At 66.2% G+C, this 15,589-nt stretch carries 15 protein-coding genes; 12 read left to right on the top strand and 3 right to left on the bottom strand.

The genetic code is table 11. From position 1 onward, the window contains the following. Nucleotides 1-17: 17 nt before the first annotated feature. Nucleotides 18-593 carry a superoxide dismutase gene (locus tag ABSH63_RS09305; protein ID WP_352889232.1) on the bottom strand — a complete coding sequence of 192 codons (576 nt, stop codon included), beginning with the start codon at nt 591-593 and terminating at the stop codon, nt 18-20. A gap of 170 nt (nt 594-763) precedes the next feature. Between ABSH63_RS09305 and grxD the strand changes: the two genes are divergently transcribed. Further along, a complete protein-coding gene (gene grxD, locus ABSH63_RS09300; protein WP_352889231.1) occupies nt 764-1,093 on the top strand; it encodes a Grx4 family monothiol glutaredoxin in 330 nt (109 codons plus the stop codon). Between the two features lie 51 nt (nt 1,094-1,144). Here the strand turns inward: grxD and ABSH63_RS09295 are convergent, their stop codons facing one another. Then, entirely contained in the window at nt 1,145-1,693 is a 549-nt protein-coding gene (locus ABSH63_RS09295; protein ID WP_352889230.1) for a DJ-1 family glyoxalase III, read from the bottom strand. A gap of 132 nt (nt 1,694-1,825) precedes the next feature. Between ABSH63_RS09295 and icd the strand changes: the two genes are divergently transcribed. Together icd and ABSH63_RS09285 are read left to right on the top strand one after the other, a co-directional pair. Beyond that, nucleotides 1,826-3,592: an isocitrate dehydrogenase (NADP(+)) gene (gene icd, locus ABSH63_RS09290; protein ID WP_352889228.1), complete on the top strand. Its 1,767-nt coding sequence runs from the start codon at nt 1,826-1,828 to the stop codon at nt 3,590-3,592. 20 nt (nt 3,593-3,612) lie between these two features. Continuing rightward, complete coding sequence (locus ABSH63_RS09285; RefSeq protein ID WP_352889226.1) at nt 3,613-4,398, top strand: competence/damage-inducible protein A; 786 nt, start codon at nt 3,613-3,615, stop codon at nt 4,396-4,398. On the opposite strand, the gene ABSH63_RS09280 is transcribed toward ABSH63_RS09285, so the two are convergent. Next, complete coding sequence (locus tag ABSH63_RS09280; protein WP_352889224.1) at nt 4,399-5,262, bottom strand: DMT family transporter; 864 nt, start codon at nt 5,260-5,262, stop codon at nt 4,399-4,401. 125 nt (nt 5,263-5,387) lie between these two features. Between ABSH63_RS09280 and ABSH63_RS09275 the strand changes: the two genes are divergently transcribed. From ABSH63_RS09275 to ribBA, 9 genes are all read left to right on the top strand, one after another. Then, nucleotides 5,388-5,684: an FmdB family zinc ribbon protein gene (locus tag ABSH63_RS09275; RefSeq protein ID WP_352889223.1), complete on the top strand. Its 297-nt coding sequence runs from the start codon at nt 5,388-5,390 to the stop codon at nt 5,682-5,684. Between the two features lie 402 nt (nt 5,685-6,086). After that, the gene (aspS, locus tag ABSH63_RS09270; protein WP_352889222.1) at nt 6,087-7,886 is read left to right on the top strand and encodes an aspartate--tRNA ligase; all 1,800 of its coding nucleotides are present in this window, start codon (nt 6,087-6,089) and stop codon (nt 7,884-7,886) included. An 18-nt stretch (nt 7,887-7,904) separates the two neighbouring features. Next, nucleotides 7,905-9,359 (top strand): hypothetical protein, encoded by a 1,455-nt coding sequence (locus ABSH63_RS09265; RefSeq protein WP_352889221.1) that lies wholly within the window; start codon nt 7,905-7,907, stop codon nt 9,357-9,359. Between the two features lie 122 nt (nt 9,360-9,481). After that, nucleotides 9,482-10,579, top strand: a complete 1,098-nt coding sequence (gene nadA, locus ABSH63_RS09260; RefSeq protein ID WP_352889220.1) for a quinolinate synthase NadA — start codon at nt 9,482-9,484, stop codon at nt 10,577-10,579. 92 nt (nt 10,580-10,671) lie between these two features. Then, on the top strand, nt 10,672-11,970 hold the full coding sequence (gene glyA / locus ABSH63_RS09255; RefSeq protein WP_352889219.1) for a serine hydroxymethyltransferase: 1,299 nt from the start codon (nt 10,672-10,674) through the stop codon (nt 11,968-11,970). 101 nt (nt 11,971-12,071) lie between these two features. Beyond that, complete coding sequence (gene nrdR, locus ABSH63_RS09250) at nt 12,072-12,617, top strand: transcriptional regulator NrdR (protein WP_352889217.1); 546 nt, start codon at nt 12,072-12,074, stop codon at nt 12,615-12,617. Between the two features lie 43 nt (nt 12,618-12,660). Continuing rightward, on the top strand, nt 12,661-13,752 hold the full coding sequence (gene ribD, locus ABSH63_RS09245; protein WP_352889216.1) for a bifunctional diaminohydroxyphosphoribosylaminopyrimidine deaminase/5-amino-6-(5-phosphoribosylamino)uracil reductase RibD: 1,092 nt from the start codon (nt 12,661-12,663) through the stop codon (nt 13,750-13,752). Between the two features lie 2 nt (nt 13,753-13,754). Then, nucleotides 13,755-14,357, top strand: coding sequence for a riboflavin synthase (locus ABSH63_RS09240; protein ID WP_352889214.1), 603 nt, complete (start codon nt 13,755-13,757; stop codon nt 14,355-14,357). Nucleotides 14,358-14,431: 74 nt separating this feature from the next. Further along, a complete protein-coding gene (gene ribBA / locus ABSH63_RS09235) occupies nt 14,432-15,589 on the top strand; it encodes a bifunctional 3,4-dihydroxy-2-butanone-4-phosphate synthase/GTP cyclohydrolase II (protein ID WP_352889213.1) in 1,158 nt (385 codons plus the stop codon).

Genomic DNA, 15,589 nt, shown 5'->3' with positions numbered 1-15,589 from the left:
TGGAACGCGAACCGGATTCAGCCGAGGTTGCCCTCGACGAACTCCCAGTTCACCAGCGCCCAGAAATGTTCCAGATAGCTCGGGCGCGCGTTGCGGTAGTCGATGTAATAGGCGTGCTCCCAGACGTCGCAGGTGAGCAGCGGCTTCTTGCCGTCGGTCATCGGATTGCCGGCGTTGCTGGTGTTGACGATGGCGAGGCTGCCGTCGCTGTTCTTCACCAGCCAGGTCCAGCCCGAGCCGAAGTTGCCGAGCGCCGATTCGGTGAACTGCTTCTTGAAGTCCTCGACCCCGCCGAAAGCCTTGACCAGCGCATCGGTCAGCTTCTTGCCGGGCGCGCCCTGCTTGGGCGTCAGGCAGTTCCAGAAGAACGTGTGGTTCCACACCTGTGCGGCATTGTTGAAGATCTTGCCCGAGGACTTCATCACGATGTCTTCGAGCGACATGTTCTCGAACTCGGTGCCGGCAATCAGCTTGTTGCCATTGTCGACGTAAGCCTTGTGGTGCTTGCCGTAGTGGTAGTCCAGGGTCTCTGCCGACATGTGCGGTGCCAGGGCATCGCGGGCGTACGGGAGTTCGGGGAGCGAAAGAGCCATGATCGTCGTTCCTTGGTATGTCCGGCGCATGCAGGCGCCGGCGCCTGGGGGTTTTCAGGGGGTGAACAAAATAGGCGACGGGGGAGTCAAATTCAATAGTCGTTCAACGGCCGCCGACCTCGGCGCGTATAATCCGCGACCGTCACCACTCCCATCCGCTGGAGACCTCGATGGATGCACTCGAGCGCATCAAGAAGCAAGTCACCGACAATCCCATCATGCTGTACATGAAGGGCACGCCCGATTTTCCACAGTGCGGATTCTCGGCACGCGCGGTCCAGGCGATCAAGTCCTGCGGGGTTCCATTCGCTTACGTCAACGTCTACGAGGACGAGGAGATCTATCGCGCGCTGCCGAAGTTCGCGAACTGGCCGACGTTCCCGCAGCTCTACGTCAAGGGTGAACTGATCGGCGGCTGCGACATCACGCTCGACCTACACCAGTCGGGCGAGCTGGAGAAGATGCTCAAGGAAGCGGTCGGCGCAAAAAAAGCCGCGTAGCGCGCAAGCGCGCTGCAGAGCGAGGCGCCCGCAGATGCGGGCGCTTTCGTTTTACGGGCGGTGATGCAGTAGGGCTTCGGCGACGCTGCGCCGCTTCGCAGCACCGCAGAGTGCCTCGACCAGTGCGAGTGCGAAGGCCATCGCCGATGCCGGTCCCTGACCGGTGATGCAGTGGCCGTCGACGACCACCGGACGGTCGACCCAGTGCAACAGCGCGTCGCGAAATGCTGGGTAGCAGGTGGCCTGCTTGCCGTCGAGCAGGCCGCGCGGTGCCAGCGCCAGTGCCGGTGCCGCACAGATACCGCCGTACCAGCGGTGCTGCATGCGCTGCGCCGCGATCTTGTCCATGACGCCCTTGTGCGCGCCGAGCGCGCGTGCGCCGGCCTCGCCCCCAGGCAGAACGATCAGGTCGAAGTCCTGCGCGGCGATTTCGTCGAAGAGGCAGTCGGCGTACAGGTGGACGCCGCGTGTGCCCTCTACGCGGCAGGTGTCGGCGATGCTGGCGAGCGTCACCTCAACCTCGGCGCGGCGCAGGACGTTGACGATGGTCACCGTCTCGATCGATTCCGATCCGTGACTGACCGGGACCAGGGCATTCATCGGTGCGCTCCTCGTGCCGCCGCAGCGGCGGCGGTCGTCAGCATGCATGGTGCCTGAAGTCTTGGAAAGCGGCGTAGAATCCGACGGCCTGCTTCGCGGTCATGACCCATCGTTTCAACGGAGTTTGCCTGCATGTCTGTCTATCGGCACATCAAGATCCCTACCACCGGCGAAAAGATCACCATCCGCAACGGCAGGCTGCACGTGCCGGACCAGCCCATCATCGGCTATGTCGAAGGGGATGGCATCGGTCCGGACATTACCCGCGCCTGTCTGCGCGTCTGGGATGCGGCGGTCGAAAAGGCGTATGGCGGTAAGCGCAAAATCCACTGGTGCGAGACCTATCTCGGTGAAAAGGCCGCCAGCCTTTATGACGGCAACTATTGCCCCGACGAGACCCTGCAGGTGCTCAAGGATCTGGTCGTCTCGATCAAGGGGCCATTGACGACACCCGTCGGCGGCGGCTTTCGCAGTCTCAACGTCGCGCTGCGTCAGGAGCTCGATCTCTACGCCTGCGTGCGTCCGGTACGCCACTATGCCGGCGTGCCTTCGCCGCTCAAGCGTCCGGACAAGGTCGACGTAGTGATCTTTCGCGAAAACACCGAGGACGTCTACGCGGGCATCGAGTACAAGACCGGCACGCCCGAGAACGAAAAGCTCGCCCGCTTCCTGCGCGAGGAAATGAATGCAAAGTTCTTCGACGGTGCCGGCCTTGGCATCAAGCCGATCTCCGAGTTCGGTTCCAAGCGCCTGGTGCGCAAGGCGATCCAGTACGCGATCGACAACGGCCGCGAATCGGTGACCCTGGTGCACAAGGGCAACATCATGAAGTTCACCGAGGGCGCTTTCCGTAACTGGGGTTACGAGGTCGCGCGCGAGGAGTTCGGCAGCGTCACCATCACCGAGGAGCAGCTTTACGGCGAGTACAAGGGCAAGCAGCCCGAAGGCAAGATCGTCATCAAGGATCGCATCGCCGACATCATGTTCCAGATGATGCTGTTGCGGCCGGAGGAGTTCGACGTGATCGCGACGATGAACCTCAACGGCGACTATCTCTCCGACGCGATCGCGGCCGAGGTCGGCGGCGTCGGCATCGCTCCCGGCGCCAACATCGCCGATCACGTCGCCGTGTTCGAGGCGACCCACGGCACCGCGCCCAAGTACGCCAACCTCAACAAGGTCAACCCCGGGTCACTGCTGTTTTCCGGTGTGATGATGCTGGAGTACATGGGTTGGAAAGAGGCCGCGGACCTGATCACCCTGGTCTATCCCGAGGTGGTGTCCGACGGCATCGTCACCTACGACTTCGCGCGGCAGATCGACGGTGCCACCGAGGTCGGCACCTCGCAGTTCGCCGATGCCTTGATCGAGCGTATCCGCGGCGGCGTCGATCTCGAAGCCAAGCGCAAGGCACAGCAGGCGCAGCTCGCCAAGGAGCGCAAGCAGCGCGAGATTCGCCGCCTGCTGCAGCCGCTGGAGGAGATGGTCGACACCGGACGTGTACCCACCACGGTCGGTGACCTGATGACGCGCTCGCTGATCACGGTCAGCGACGGCGAGACCGTGGAAAGCGCGATGCACGTGATGACCGACAACGACATCAGCTCGGTCGTCGTCGAGCCCGATGACGAGGGGCGCTGGGGCATCCTCACGCGCCGTGACATCGTCACCCGCATCGTGCGCATGAACAAAAATCCGGCGACTACGCGCGTGCGCGACATCTGCAGCCGGCCGGTGACGTCGGTCCCGGCGGAGATGAGCATCCGCGAGGCAGCGGCGATGATCTCCGACACCAACTTCAGCCGCCTGCCCGTGGCCCAGGGCGACAAGATCATCGGCATCGTCACCGAGACCGACATCTTCAATGCCGTGGAGAAATTCGCCTGGACGCAAGAGTGAACGGTGGTCAGGCCAGCGGTATGCCTCGGCAAACGCCCCGTATCGGCCTGATCGTCGTCGGCGACGAGATCCTCTGCGGCAAGCGCCAGGACCGGCACTTGCCCACGGTGATCGAGCTGCTGCGTACGCGCGGCCTCGAGCTGGCGTGGGCGCGCCTGGTCGGTGACGACGAGGACGACATCGCCGACGCGCTGCGCTGGGCGATCGCGCGCGGCGATCTGGTGCTCAGCTGCGGCGGCATCGGCGCGACGCCGGACGATCGCACGCGCCAGGCGGCGGCGCGCGCCTTCGGTGTGCCGCTCACGCGCCACGCCGAGGCCGAGGCCCTCATCGTCGCTCAGTATGGCGCGGCGGCGCGACCGAACCGCGTGCGCATGGCGGACTTTCCGCGCGGCGCCGGGCTGATTCCGAATCCGGTGAATCGCGTCCCCGGTTTTTGGTGCGGCGACTGCCACTTCGTGCCCGGCTTCCCGGAGATGGCCTGGCCGATGCTCGAATGGGTGCTCGACACGCGCTACGCGCATCTGCACCGCAGCGCACCGCCGGTGGAGTACCGCATCCGCGTGCTCGGCACCAGCGGCGAGGGCGATCTGCTGCCGCTGATGGAGGACACCTTGGCGCGGCATCCCGGCATCAAGCTGTCGAGCCTGCCGTTTCGCGGCGATGCGACGCGTCCGCGCCAGATCGAGTTCGGCTTCAAGGGCGAGGCGGCGCTCGCGGCTCGGGCCTGCCGTCATTTCCACGAGGGCCTGCGTGCCTTTGCCGATGTGCAGGTCGAATGGCTGTGCGAGCCGCCTGCGGCTTGATCACACCGCCGCTCTTGGGCGCGGGCCGAGCGTCACCAGCAGGCAGGTTGCGATCACCAGCGCCGCGCCGAGCAGCGACCAGCGGTCGAGCTTTTCGCCCCAGACCAGCCAGCCGATCAGCGCCGCCAGCAGCACGGTGACATAGGTAAAGGGGCCGACCAGCGCCGCTGGCGCGCAGCCGTAGGCGCGGGTGAGGTGGATCTGGCCGAGCGTCGCGAGCGCGCCGGCGGCGATCAAAAGGCCGAGTGCCGGCAGCGACGGCGTCTGCCACGCCCACAGCAGCGGCACGCCGGCGATGGCCGTGCCGAGCAGAGCGAAGTAGAACACCACGCGCGTCGCCGGCTCGGTGTCGGTCAGCCGGCGGATGCTGACCATGGCGCAAGCCGCCAAAAGTCCGGAGACGGCTCCGACGATGGCGGCGAAGGGATCCACCGGATGCAGACCCGGCCGGGTGATCAGCGCGATGCCGACGAGCCCGAGCAGCGCCGCCGGAAACACCACCAGTGCTGGCCGCTCGCGCAGCCAGAGCCAGGCGATGAACGGGATCCACAGCGGCATGGTGTAGGTCAGCAGCATCGCCTCGGCGAGCGGCAGGTGTGCGATCGCGTAGAAGAACGCGTACATCGAGGCGATGCCGAAGCCGGCGCGCAGGAGGTGGCCGCCGAGGCGCTGCGTGCGGATGCCGACGCCGCCGCGGCGCGTCAGCCACGGCAGCAGGATCACGAGGCTGACCGCACAGCGGATGAACACCACCAGCTCGTTGGGCGTGGTCAGTGCGGCCTGCTTGATGCAGGCGCCCATGATCGAGAACGAGGTGGCGGAGATCAGGGCATGCGTGGCGCCGCGGCGCAGATCCTGGTGCATGGGAGTTCGGCTGTTTACGGCCGGCATTGTACGAACCGCGCTGGACCGCGCGGCGCCGAGGCTTGAAAATCCGCGCGCCGGCCCCATGGTGGCGGCTCCGATTTGCCGGATTCGACGAGGGATTCATGCCGATCTACGAATATGTTTGCGCTGCCTGCGGGGCGGAGGCGGAAGTGATGCACAAGGTGTCGGAGGCACCCGGCAACTGCCCGGCTTGCGACGAGCCGGCCTTGACCAAGCAAATTTCCGCCGTCGGCTTTCGCCTGTCCGGCGGCGGCTGGTACGAGACCGACTTCAAGACTGCCAACAAGCGCAATCTCGCCGGCGACAACGGCGGCAATGCGGCCAACGACGGCGCGAGCTGCACGCCGAGCGGCTGTGACAAGCCGGGATGCGCGGCAAAGTCCGAAGCCGCCGCGTGAATGCCAAGCCGAAGACGCCGTGCGCGCAGCGCGGCGTCCTTCCGGGGAAGGCGCATCGCTCGGGTCGCCGGCAGATTGCCGGACGCTACGCTGCGGGTCTTCTGCTTCGTCCTCTGCCTTCCTCGACGCCGGTGCGCTGCCAATTGCGCCTTCATGGCTACGCTGGTGCGCGAACCGCGGTGAGCTGGCGAGTCCGTAGCGCTGGAGCAGGGATCGATCGCCGCGAGGCTTGGACGGTCGGCTGGCGCTGCCGCCAGCACCGCCGTGTGCACGTCGAGGTCGCGTGTGCAAACGCACGCAAGGCTCTAAACTAAACGACTCGCCGGCGCGTCGTCCTGGTTTGGGCGCGCACCCGAAGTCCTCATGGCGGCCCGCGCGCCGTCGATCTCATCCAGCACGAACATGCGTAGTCATTACTGTGGCCAGGTCACCGAGCAGATCGTCGGCCAGACCGTGACCGTCTGCGGTTGGGTCCATCGTCGGCGCGACCACGGCGGTGTTATCTTCATCGATCTGCGCGACCGCGAGGGCCTGCTGCAGTGTGTGTTCGATCCGGATGCGAAAGACGCATTCGCCGCCGCCGACCGGCTGCGTTCGGAATACGTCGTGCGCATCACCGGCCGGGTGCGGCCGCGTCCCGCCGGTACCGAGAACGCCGCGATGGCGACCGGCAAGATCGAGCTGCTGGGCGAGGCGGTGGAGCTGCTCAATCGCGCCGAGACGCCGCCGTTCCATCCGGACGATGACACCGTCGGCGAGGACACGCGGCTGAAGTTCCGCTACATCGACCTGCGCCGGAGCGAGATGCAGCGGAATCTGCGCCTGCGCCACGAGGTCATCAAGCGCATCCGCCACTACATGGATGCGCACGGCTTCATCGATGTCGAGACCCCGATCCTGACACGGGCGACGCCGGAGGGGGCACGCGACTATCTCGTGCCTTCGCGCACCCACGCCGGCAAGTTCTTCGCATTGCCGCAGTCGCCGCAGTTGTTCAAGCAGTTGCTGATGATCTCGGGTCTCGACCGCTACTACCAGATCGCGCGCTGCTTCCGCGACGAGGATCTGCGCGCCGATCGTCAGCCCGAGTTCACGCAGCTCGACGTCGAGACCTCGTTTTTGACCCAAGACCAGATCATGGGCCTGATCGAGGGTCTGGTGAAGGACATCTTCCAGAACCTGCTCGACGTCGACCTGGGCACGCTGCCGCACTTGAGCTACGCCGAGGCGATGGCGCGCTACGGCTCGGACAAGCCGGACCTGCGCAATCCGCTCGAACTGGTCGAGATCAAGGATCTGGTCGCCGATGTCGACTTCAAGGTGTTCTCGACTCCGGCCAAGGACCCGAAGTGCCGCGTCGCCGCGCTGCGTGTGCCCGGCGGGCGCGAGAAACTCAGCCGCGGCGAGATCGACAAATGCACCGAGTTCGTGAAGATCTATGGTGCGAAGGGTCTGGCCTACATCGTCGTCAACGACAAGGCGAGGGGTCGAGACGGCCTACAGTCGCCGATCGTCAAGAACCTGCACGATGCGGCGCTCGCCGGCATCCTCGAACGCACTGGCGCGCAGGATAGCGACGTGATCTTTTTCGGCGCCGACAAGTGGCGCGTGGTCTGTGACGCACTCGGTGCGCTGCGCATCAAGCTCGGCAACGAGCTGGGCCTGACGGTGCCCGGCTGGCGCGCACTCTGGGTCGTCGACTGGCCGATGTTCGAGTTCGACGAGGAGTCGCAGCGCTGGGTGTCGCTACACCATCCGTTCACCGCACCCAAGCCCTTCGACGCCGACGCCCTGCGCGCCAATCCGGGTGAGACCCTGTCACAGGGCTACGACATCGTCCTCAACGGCATCGAGCTCGGCGGTGGCTCGGTGCGCATCCATCGCGCCGACGTGCAGCAGGCGGTATTCGACCTGCTCGGCATTGGTCTTGAGGAGCAGCGCGAGAAGTTCGGCTTTTTGCTGCAGGCTCTGTCCTACGGCGCGCCGCCGCATGGCGGCATCGCGCTGGGTCTGGACCGCCTGGTGATGCTGATGGCCGGCCGGCCGAGCATCCGCGACGTCATCGCCTTCCCCAAGACGCAGACCGCGCATTGTCCGCTGACCGAGGCGCCGAGTCTGGTCGATGCGCGCCAATTGCGGGAACTGCACCTGCGCTCGACGGTGCAGTCCAAGCTGGTCCCCGGCACCGACACCGCCGCCTGAACCCCGGAGTTTGACGGTATGAACCGCTCGCATCGATGGCCTCACCTCATTGCCGTCGCGCTCATCGCCGCGGCCGTCTCCGCCTGCGACATCAGCGGCGTGGGTAGCGGCAACCGGCCGGAAAAGCTGGAGATCATCCGTAACCCGAATACCAGCCTGATCGACTTAGGCGGCGAGGTCGAGCAATACTTTCTGTGCTTCCCCGAGCAGTTGCAGGCGGTGCTGAGGTTCAGCAACGGTAACGTCGATGCGAGCAGCTTGCTCAACACACGCGTGCGCTGGTCGTCCTCGGATCCGGCGGTCGTCCAAGTCAGCAACGACCCGCGCACCGGCGGCGAGGTGGTGCTGATTCCGGGCAGCACGGACCGAGCCTTCGCCCCCGGGATTCTGGTGCCGCGCAGCGTCGGCACGGCGACGATCACCGCCGAGTTCGTCGGCTTGACCAGCGCGGACTTCAAGGTCCAGATCCGCGAGTTCGATTCGGTGACGATCAACAAGACCGCGGTCAAGCTCGCGCCCGAGACCGGTGATCTGTTGACGCTGACCGCGACCGTCGATGGCTACACCCTGGACGTGACCAGCTCGCCGCTGTGGTCCTTCGACACCGACGACGAGAACGCCAACCAGATCGCGACCATCGGCCAGTCGACCGGACTGATCACGGGTGTCGGCATCGGTGGGCCGCTCACGGCCAAGGCCGAGTTTCCGCTGTGCACGGACAATCCGCGCTACTCGAATTTCACGGCGACCGTGGTCGTCGAGGCGCTGACCGGCCTGCAGATCACGCGCGAGTTCGCCGATGCGCCGAACGACGAGCTGATCGTCGCGACCTCCGAACGGATCAGCGCGACGGGCAGCTTCGCGGATGGGGCCACGATGGATCTGACCGGCCAGGTGCGTCTCGAGAGCAGCGACGCGCAGATCGCCACCGCGCTGATCACCGCGCCGCAGTTTCTCAGCGCGCTCAAGGCCGGGACGGTGCAGATCCAGGCGGTCTACGGCGGCGACGACGACAACGACGAGGAAGGCGACACCGATCCGCCACAGGTGCGCAGCAACACGATCACGCTCAACGTCGTCGACGGCGAGTTGCAGGATTTCCAGATCGCGCCGTCGAACCCGACGATCAATGCGCGTGGCTTCCAGCAGTTCGTCGCCATCGGCAGCTTCAACGTGGCCGGCCAGACGCGCTCGCAGACGATCACGCGCGGCGTGGTATGGTCGGACACGACGCTGAACGACGAGTCGACCGCCGAGGTCACCGCGTTCAGCGATCTCTTGCGTGCAGGTCGCGTGGTCTCGAACAGTGTCGAGGCCGGCACCTACAAGATCACCGCGACGCGCGGGCTGCCATCGAGCGGCGGGTCTGGCAATGCCAGCATCGTTCGCTCGACCGTGCTGTGCGTGGTCAAGCCCAATACTCCCGAGGCAACATGCCCGCCACCGGAGGAGGGCGAAGAGTCCACCCCGTGAACACCGCTGCCGTCGGCGAGGTCCAAGCCGTAGTGGTTCATCTGGACGCGACGCTACAATGTCTGGTGTTTCTCGCGTAATGTGCTGGCGGCAGTCTGCGTGACTGTCGGAGGTTCGGGGTCATGGCGGCGGTGCTCAAACTCGATGAATTCAATCTGCTCGACGATGGAGAGTGCGACGCGCGCATCGTCGCGGCGAAGGCCGTTTTGGGCGATCGCCTGTGCATCCTCGGCCATCACTACCAGCGCAACGAGGTGTTCAAGCACGCCAATTTCTCCGGCGATTCGCTCAAGCTTTCGCAGATGGCGGCGAAGACCGATGCCGAGTTCATCGTCTTCTGCGGCGTGCACTTCATGGCCGAGGTGGCCGACATCGTCACCCACGGCGAGCGCATCGTGATCCTGCCGGATCTCGCCGCCGGCTGTTCGATGGCGGACATGGCCAATCTGGCCAAGGTCAAGCAGTGCTGGTCGGAACTGGCCGAGGTGCTGGATCCGGACCAGCAGGTGACCCCGGTCACCTACATCAACTCGGCGGCCGACCTCAAGGCCTTCTGTGGCCGTCACGGCGGCATCGTCTGCACCTCGAGCAATGCGCGCGCGGTGCTCGAATGGTCGTTCGCGCGGCGCGAGAAGGTCCTGTTCTTCCCGGATCAGCACTTGGGCCGCAACACGGCCTACGGAATGGGCATCGGTCTCGACGAGATGATCGTCTGGGACTACACCAAGCCCATGGGCGGCAACACGCCGGACGCGATTCGCGCGGCCAAGATGATCCTGTGGAAGGGCTTCTGCTCGGTGCACCAGATGTTCCAGCCGGCGCACATCAAGCACTTCCGCGAGCGCGTGCCGCACGGCAAGGTCATCAGCCATCCCGAGAACGCCTTCGAGGTCTGTCAAAATTCGGATTTCGTCGGCAGCACCGAATACATCCTGCGCACCGTGCGTGCGTCCAATCCCGGCGATCACTGGCTGGTCGGAACCGAGCTGAATCTGGTCAACCGTCTGGCCGACGAGATGCGCGAGAAGGGCGTGACCGTCGAGTTCATGTCGCCGACCGTGTGCATGTGCTCGACCATGTTCCGCACCGATCCGCAGCATCTGGCGTGGACGCTCGACAACCTCGTCGCCGGCACGGTCGTCAATCGGATCCGTGTGCCGCAGGAGATCGCCGATCCGGCGCGCGCGGCGCTGGACCTGATGCTGGAAGTGGTCGATTGAATTTCCGTGAGACGCCAGAGGTGGGGCGTGAGACGAGGTCTCGCGCCGCGCCGACGTCTCATGCCTCACGTCTGCCGTCTCACCAATACGCTATGTGGACCAACGCCCCTTCGCTATCCGCCTACGACCCTGAGCTCGCTACCGCGATCGAGGCCGAGCGTGTGCGCCAGGAGGCGCACATCGAGCTGATCGCTTCCGAGAACTATTGCAGCCCAGCGGTGATGCAGGCGCAGGGTTCGCCACTGACCAACAAGTACGCCGAGGGCTATCCGGGCAAGCGCTACTACGGCGGTTGCGAACACGTCGACGTGGCCGAGCAACTCGCGATCGACCGCGTCAAGCAGTTGTTCGACTGCGACTATGCCAACGTCCAGCCGCACTCCGGCGCCCAGGCCAACGCCGCGGTCTTTCTCGCTTTGGTCAGTCCCGGCGACACCGTCATGGGTATGAACCTCGCCCAGGGCGGCCATTTGACCCACGGCAATCCCGCGAACTTCTCGGGCAAGCAGTACAAGATCGTGCCCTACGGCCTGAACCCCGAGACCGGGCTGATCGACTACGATGAGATGGAACGCATCGCCGTCGAGACCCGACCGAAGATGATCATCGGCGGCTTCTCCGCCTACAGCCGCATCAAGGACTGGGCGCGTATGCGCCGGATCGCCGACAAGATCGGCGCCTGGTTTTGGGTGGACATGGCGCACGTCGCCGGACTCGTCGCGGCCGGCGAGTACCCGAGCCCGCTGCCTCATGCGCACGTGGTCACCAGCACGACGCACAAGACCCTGCGTGGACCGCGGGGGGGCATCATCCTGACCAAAGGGCAGCCGGAGGACTTCAACAAGAAGTTGCAGTCGGCGGTGTTCCCGGGCATCCAGGGCGGACCCTTGATGCACGTCATCGCCGCCAAGGCCGTGGCGTTCAAGGAGGCGCTGGACCCCGGCTTCAAGGGTTATCAGAAGCAGGTGGTGGCCAATGCGCGGGCGATGGCCGAGGTGTTCCTCGAACGCGGCAGGGATGGCCGTTATGGGGTCGTCTCCGGCGGCACCGACAACCATATGTTCCTGCTCGATCTGCGGGGGTGCGGCATCACCGGCAAGGACGCCGAGGCGGCGCTCGGGCGTGCGCACATCACCGTCAACAAGAACGCCGTTCCCAACGATCCGAAGAGTCCCTTCGTGACCTCGGGTCTGCGGCTCGGTTCGCCGGCGGCGACCACGCGCGGTTTCAGACAAGCCGAGATGGCGCAGATCGCCCACTGGATCGCCGACATCGTCGACGCCATGTCCACCGGCGGCGACGTGGAGGCGACGCTTGCGCGTGTGCGCGGCGAGGTCGAGAGACTTTGTGCGCGCTATCCGGTGTATCAGGCCGCGCGGCGCGCGGCCTGATGCGAGACGTGAGGAGCGAGGTGTGAGTCGGAAAGTGAACGTGAGTGCCGCCTGCAGACGTCTCACGTCTGACATCTCACGTCTGACGAGCGTGTAGCGCGATGCAATGCCCCTTCTGCAAGGCGCCCGACACCCGCGTCGTCGACTCGCGCCTCGCCGAGGACGGCACCCAGGTACGGCGCCGCCGCGAGTGCGAACGCTGCAACAATCGCTTCACCACCTTCGAGCGCGCGCAGTTGTCGATGCCCAACGTGATCAAGCGCAGCGGCGATCCCGAACCCTTTCGCGAGGACAAGCTGCGCCAGGGTATCGAACACGCGATCTACAAGCGGCCGGTGACGCCCGAGGCGGTGGATCACGCGGTGGAGTCGGTGATGCGCAAGCTGCGCGCGAGTGGCGAGCGCGAGGTGCCGTCGCGTCAGGTCGGCGAGTGGGTCATGGAAGAGCTGCGTGACCTCGACCATGTGGCTTACGTGCGCTTCGCTTCGATTTATCGCAGATTCGAGGACGTGAACGCCTTTCGCGAGGAAATCGAGCGCCTGCAAGCCTTGCCCAGCGCCGAGGAGCGTCGCTCGCAGTTGCCGTTGATCGAAGAATCGGGGAACGCAGGTCGGGCGCCGGGGCTGAAGGACAAGGCCAGACGGTAGCGCAGTGACGGCCAAGACCTCAGACATCACCCCGCATGACGCGATGGCGCGCGCGTTGGAACTGGGTGCGCGCGGGCTCTGCGGCTCGCATCCGAACCCCAGCGTCGGCTGCGTGGTGCTGCGCGACGGCGAGATCGTCGGCGAGGGCTTTCACGCGCGCGCGGGGCAGCCCCATGCCGAGCCCCTGGCGCTGGCGCAGGCCGGCGCGCGCGCCCGCGGCGCCGAGCTGTTCGTGACGCTGGAGCCCTGCGCCCACCATGGTCGCACGCCGCCTTGCGTCGACGCGGTGATCGCTGCCGGCGTGCGCAAGGTCTGGGCGGCGCTCGCCGACCCAAACCCCGACGTCGATGGCGGCGGCTTCGCCCGGCTGCGTGCGGCCGGCATCGAGGTCGAGGTCGGTCTTTTGGCCGAGCAGGCGCAACGGCTGCATCGCGGCTTTTTGTCGCGCATGCGTCGCGGCCGGCCGTGGCTGACGCTCAAGCTCGCGGCGAGCCTCGATGGCCGCACCGCCTTGGCCAACGGCCAGAGCCGCTGGATCACCGGCAGCGCGGCGCGCGCCGAGGTGCACCGGCGGCGTGCCGAGGCCGGGGCGGTGCTGACCGGCATCGGCACCGTGCTCGCGGACGATCCGCAGCTGACTTGCCGGGAGTCGAGCTGCGCGTATCGAGGCTCGTTTCTGCGCCAACCCGACCGGATCGTGCTCGATGCGGATGCACGCGCGCCGGCAACCGCCAAGGTCTGGGCCGAAGGTGCGCGGCGCTTCTGGTTCACGGCGGCCGACGGTCCGACGCCGGCGGGCGTGGAGCGCATCGCAGTGCCGCGCGCCGGCAGCGGACTGGACCTCGGCGCGGTTCTGACCGAACTGGCGCGCCGCGAGGTCAACGAAGTGCTGGCCGAATGCGGGCCGACCCTCGCGGGAGGACTGCTGCGATCGGCTTGCGTCGACGAGCTCGTGCTCTATCTCGCGCCATCGCTGCTCGGGCACGAGGCGCGACCGCTGGTGACGCTGCCCGGCCCCGAAACCCTGGAGCAGCGCTTGCGCTGGCGCTGGCGGTCGGTCGAGCGCCTCGGCGAGGATCTGCGCCTCGTGCTCGAACCGGATTCCCTATCCCCGAGTCCCGATCCCCACTCGTAACCATGTTCACCGGCATCATCGAAGCGCTTGGGCGCATCGACGACATCCAACGCATCGGCGGCGATGCGCGCATGCGCTTCACCGCGCCCGGCTACCTGGCCGGCGTGCGGATCGGCGACAGCATCGCGGTCAATGGCTGCTGCCTCACCGCGATCGCCTGTGACGCGGATGGCTTCACCGCGGACCTGTCCGCGGAGACCCTGGCGCTGACCACCGCCGGCGACTGGGTTCGCGGCGAGCGCGTGAATCTCGAACGGGCACTGACCCCCGAAAAGCCGCTCGGCGGCCACATCGTCAGCGGTCACGTCGACGGCACCGGCTGCGTCGTCGCACGCCACGAGGACGCACGTTCCTGGCGCTTGCGCTTCGAGGCACCGCGCGCGCTCGCGCGTTATATCGCGCGCAAGGGATCGATCTGTATCGACGGCGTGAGCCTGACGGTCAATGAGGTGGAGGGCGCGGTCTTTGGCGTTAACATCATCCCGCACACGCTGCAGCAGACGACGCTCGGTGAGCGCGCGGTCGGCGATCGGGTCAATCTCGAGGTCGATCTGATCGCGCGCTATCTGGAGCGTCTACTGCAGGGACGCGGCGATGTGGATTGAGGCGCGCCGCGGGGGTACGGGCCCCGGCGCCATGGGCCGCTACGCCGCGCACGGGATGCGCACGTGAGTCACCGATGAACAAGGTCAGCAACATCGAAACGGTACGGGAAGCGGTACGCGACCGCGCACTGGACTCCATCGAGGACATCATCGCCGACATCAAGGCCGGCAAGATGGTGATCTTGATGGACGACGAGGACCGCGAGAACGAGGGCGATCTGATCATGGCCGCCGAACTCGTGCGGCCCGAGGACATCAACTTCATGGCGCGCTACGGACGCGGCCTGATCTGCCTGACGCTGACGCCGGAGCGCTGCCGTCAACTGCGTCTGCCGCAGATGGTGTCGCGCAACGAAGAGAGTCACCGCACCGCGTTCACGGTGTCGATCGAGGCTGCCAGCGGGGTCACCACCGGCATCTCGGCGCACGATCGCGCACACACCGTGCGCACCGCCGTCAAGCCCGATGCTCGTCCCGAGGATCTGGTCCAGCCGGGGCACATCTTCCCGTTGATGGCGCAGCCCGGCGGTGTGCTGACCCGCGCCGGCCACACCGAGGCCGGCTGCGATCTGGCGCGTCTGGCCGGACTCACACCGGCAGCCGTGATCGTCGAGATCCTCAACGAGGACGGCACCATGGCACGGCGGCCCGATCTCGAGCGCTTCGCCCGCGAGCACGGCTTAAAGCTCGGCACGATCGCCGATCTGATCCGCTACCGCCTCGACAACGAGCACACCGTCGAACGCGTCGCCGAGACGCACGTGACGACCGAGTTCGGCGAGTTCCGCCTGGTGACCTACCAGGACACCATCGACAACACCGTGCACATCGCCCTGATCAAGGGCGCGATCGACCCGCAGCAGCCGACGCTGGTGCGCGTGCACCTGCGCAATACCTTGCAGGACGTGCTGTGCGTACAACACGAGGACTTCGGCTGGCCGCTGCGCCGCGCGATGCACCGCATCGCCGAGGAGGGTGCCGGCGTGATCGTGTTGCTGCGCAAGCCCGAGGCTTCGCGCGAGTTGCTGCAGCAGATCGTGTCACTGAACAAGCAGCAGCCGCTCGACGAGCCTTCGCACGATCCGCGCCAGGTGCTACGGACTTACGGCATCGGCGCTCAGATCCTGTCCGATCTGGGCGTGCGCAAGATGCGGGTGCTTTCGGCGCCCAAACGCATGCAGGGCATTTCCGGCTTCGGCCTCGAAGTCGTCGACTACGTGCCCTGCGATTGA

Source organism: Sinimarinibacterium thermocellulolyticum, assembly GCF_040327995.1.
Lineage (GTDB): Bacteria > Pseudomonadota > Gammaproteobacteria > Nevskiales > Nevskiaceae > Solimonas > Solimonas thermocellulolyticum.
This window is presented reverse-complemented; position numbering and strand designations above follow the sequence as displayed.

Excerpts from the sequence above, each read along its gene's own strand:
- glyA (WP_352889219.1), top strand. The coding sequence starts at position 10,672 with ATGTGGACCAACGCCCCTTCGCTATCCGCCTACGACCCTGAGCTCGCT.
- icd (WP_352889228.1), top strand. The coding sequence starts at position 1,826 with ATGTCTGTCTATCGGCACATCAAGATCCCTACCACCGGCGAAAAGATC.
- nrdR (WP_352889217.1), top strand. The coding sequence starts at position 12,072 with ATGCAATGCCCCTTCTGCAAGGCGCCCGACACCCGCGTCGTCGACTCG.
- ABSH63_RS09295 (WP_352889230.1), bottom strand. The coding sequence starts at position 1,693 with ATGAATGCCCTGGTCCCGGTCAGTCACGGATCGGAATCGATCGAGACG.
- ABSH63_RS09240 (WP_352889214.1), top strand. The coding sequence starts at position 13,755 with ATGTTCACCGGCATCATCGAAGCGCTTGGGCGCATCGACGACATCCAA.
- ABSH63_RS09275 (WP_352889223.1), top strand. The coding sequence starts at position 5,388 with ATGCCGATCTACGAATATGTTTGCGCTGCCTGCGGGGCGGAGGCGGAA.
- ribD (WP_352889216.1), top strand. The coding sequence starts at position 12,661 with ATGGCGCGCGCGTTGGAACTGGGTGCGCGCGGGCTCTGCGGCTCGCAT.
- ABSH63_RS09265 (WP_352889221.1), top strand. The coding sequence starts at position 7,905 with ATGAACCGCTCGCATCGATGGCCTCACCTCATTGCCGTCGCGCTCATC.
- ABSH63_RS09305 (WP_352889232.1), bottom strand. The coding sequence starts at position 593 with ATGGCTCTTTCGCTCCCCGAACTCCCGTACGCCCGCGATGCCCTGGCA.
- grxD (WP_352889231.1), top strand. The coding sequence starts at position 764 with ATGGATGCACTCGAGCGCATCAAGAAGCAAGTCACCGACAATCCCATC.
- nadA (WP_352889220.1), top strand. The coding sequence starts at position 9,482 with ATGGCGGCGGTGCTCAAACTCGATGAATTCAATCTGCTCGACGATGGA.
- aspS (WP_352889222.1), top strand. The coding sequence starts at position 6,087 with ATGCGTAGTCATTACTGTGGCCAGGTCACCGAGCAGATCGTCGGCCAG.
- ribBA (WP_352889213.1), top strand. The coding sequence starts at position 14,432 with ATGAACAAGGTCAGCAACATCGAAACGGTACGGGAAGCGGTACGCGAC.
- ABSH63_RS09285 (WP_352889226.1), top strand. The coding sequence starts at position 3,613 with ATGCCTCGGCAAACGCCCCGTATCGGCCTGATCGTCGTCGGCGACGAG.
- ABSH63_RS09280 (WP_352889224.1), bottom strand. The coding sequence starts at position 5,262 with ATGCACCAGGATCTGCGCCGCGGCGCCACGCATGCCCTGATCTCCGCC.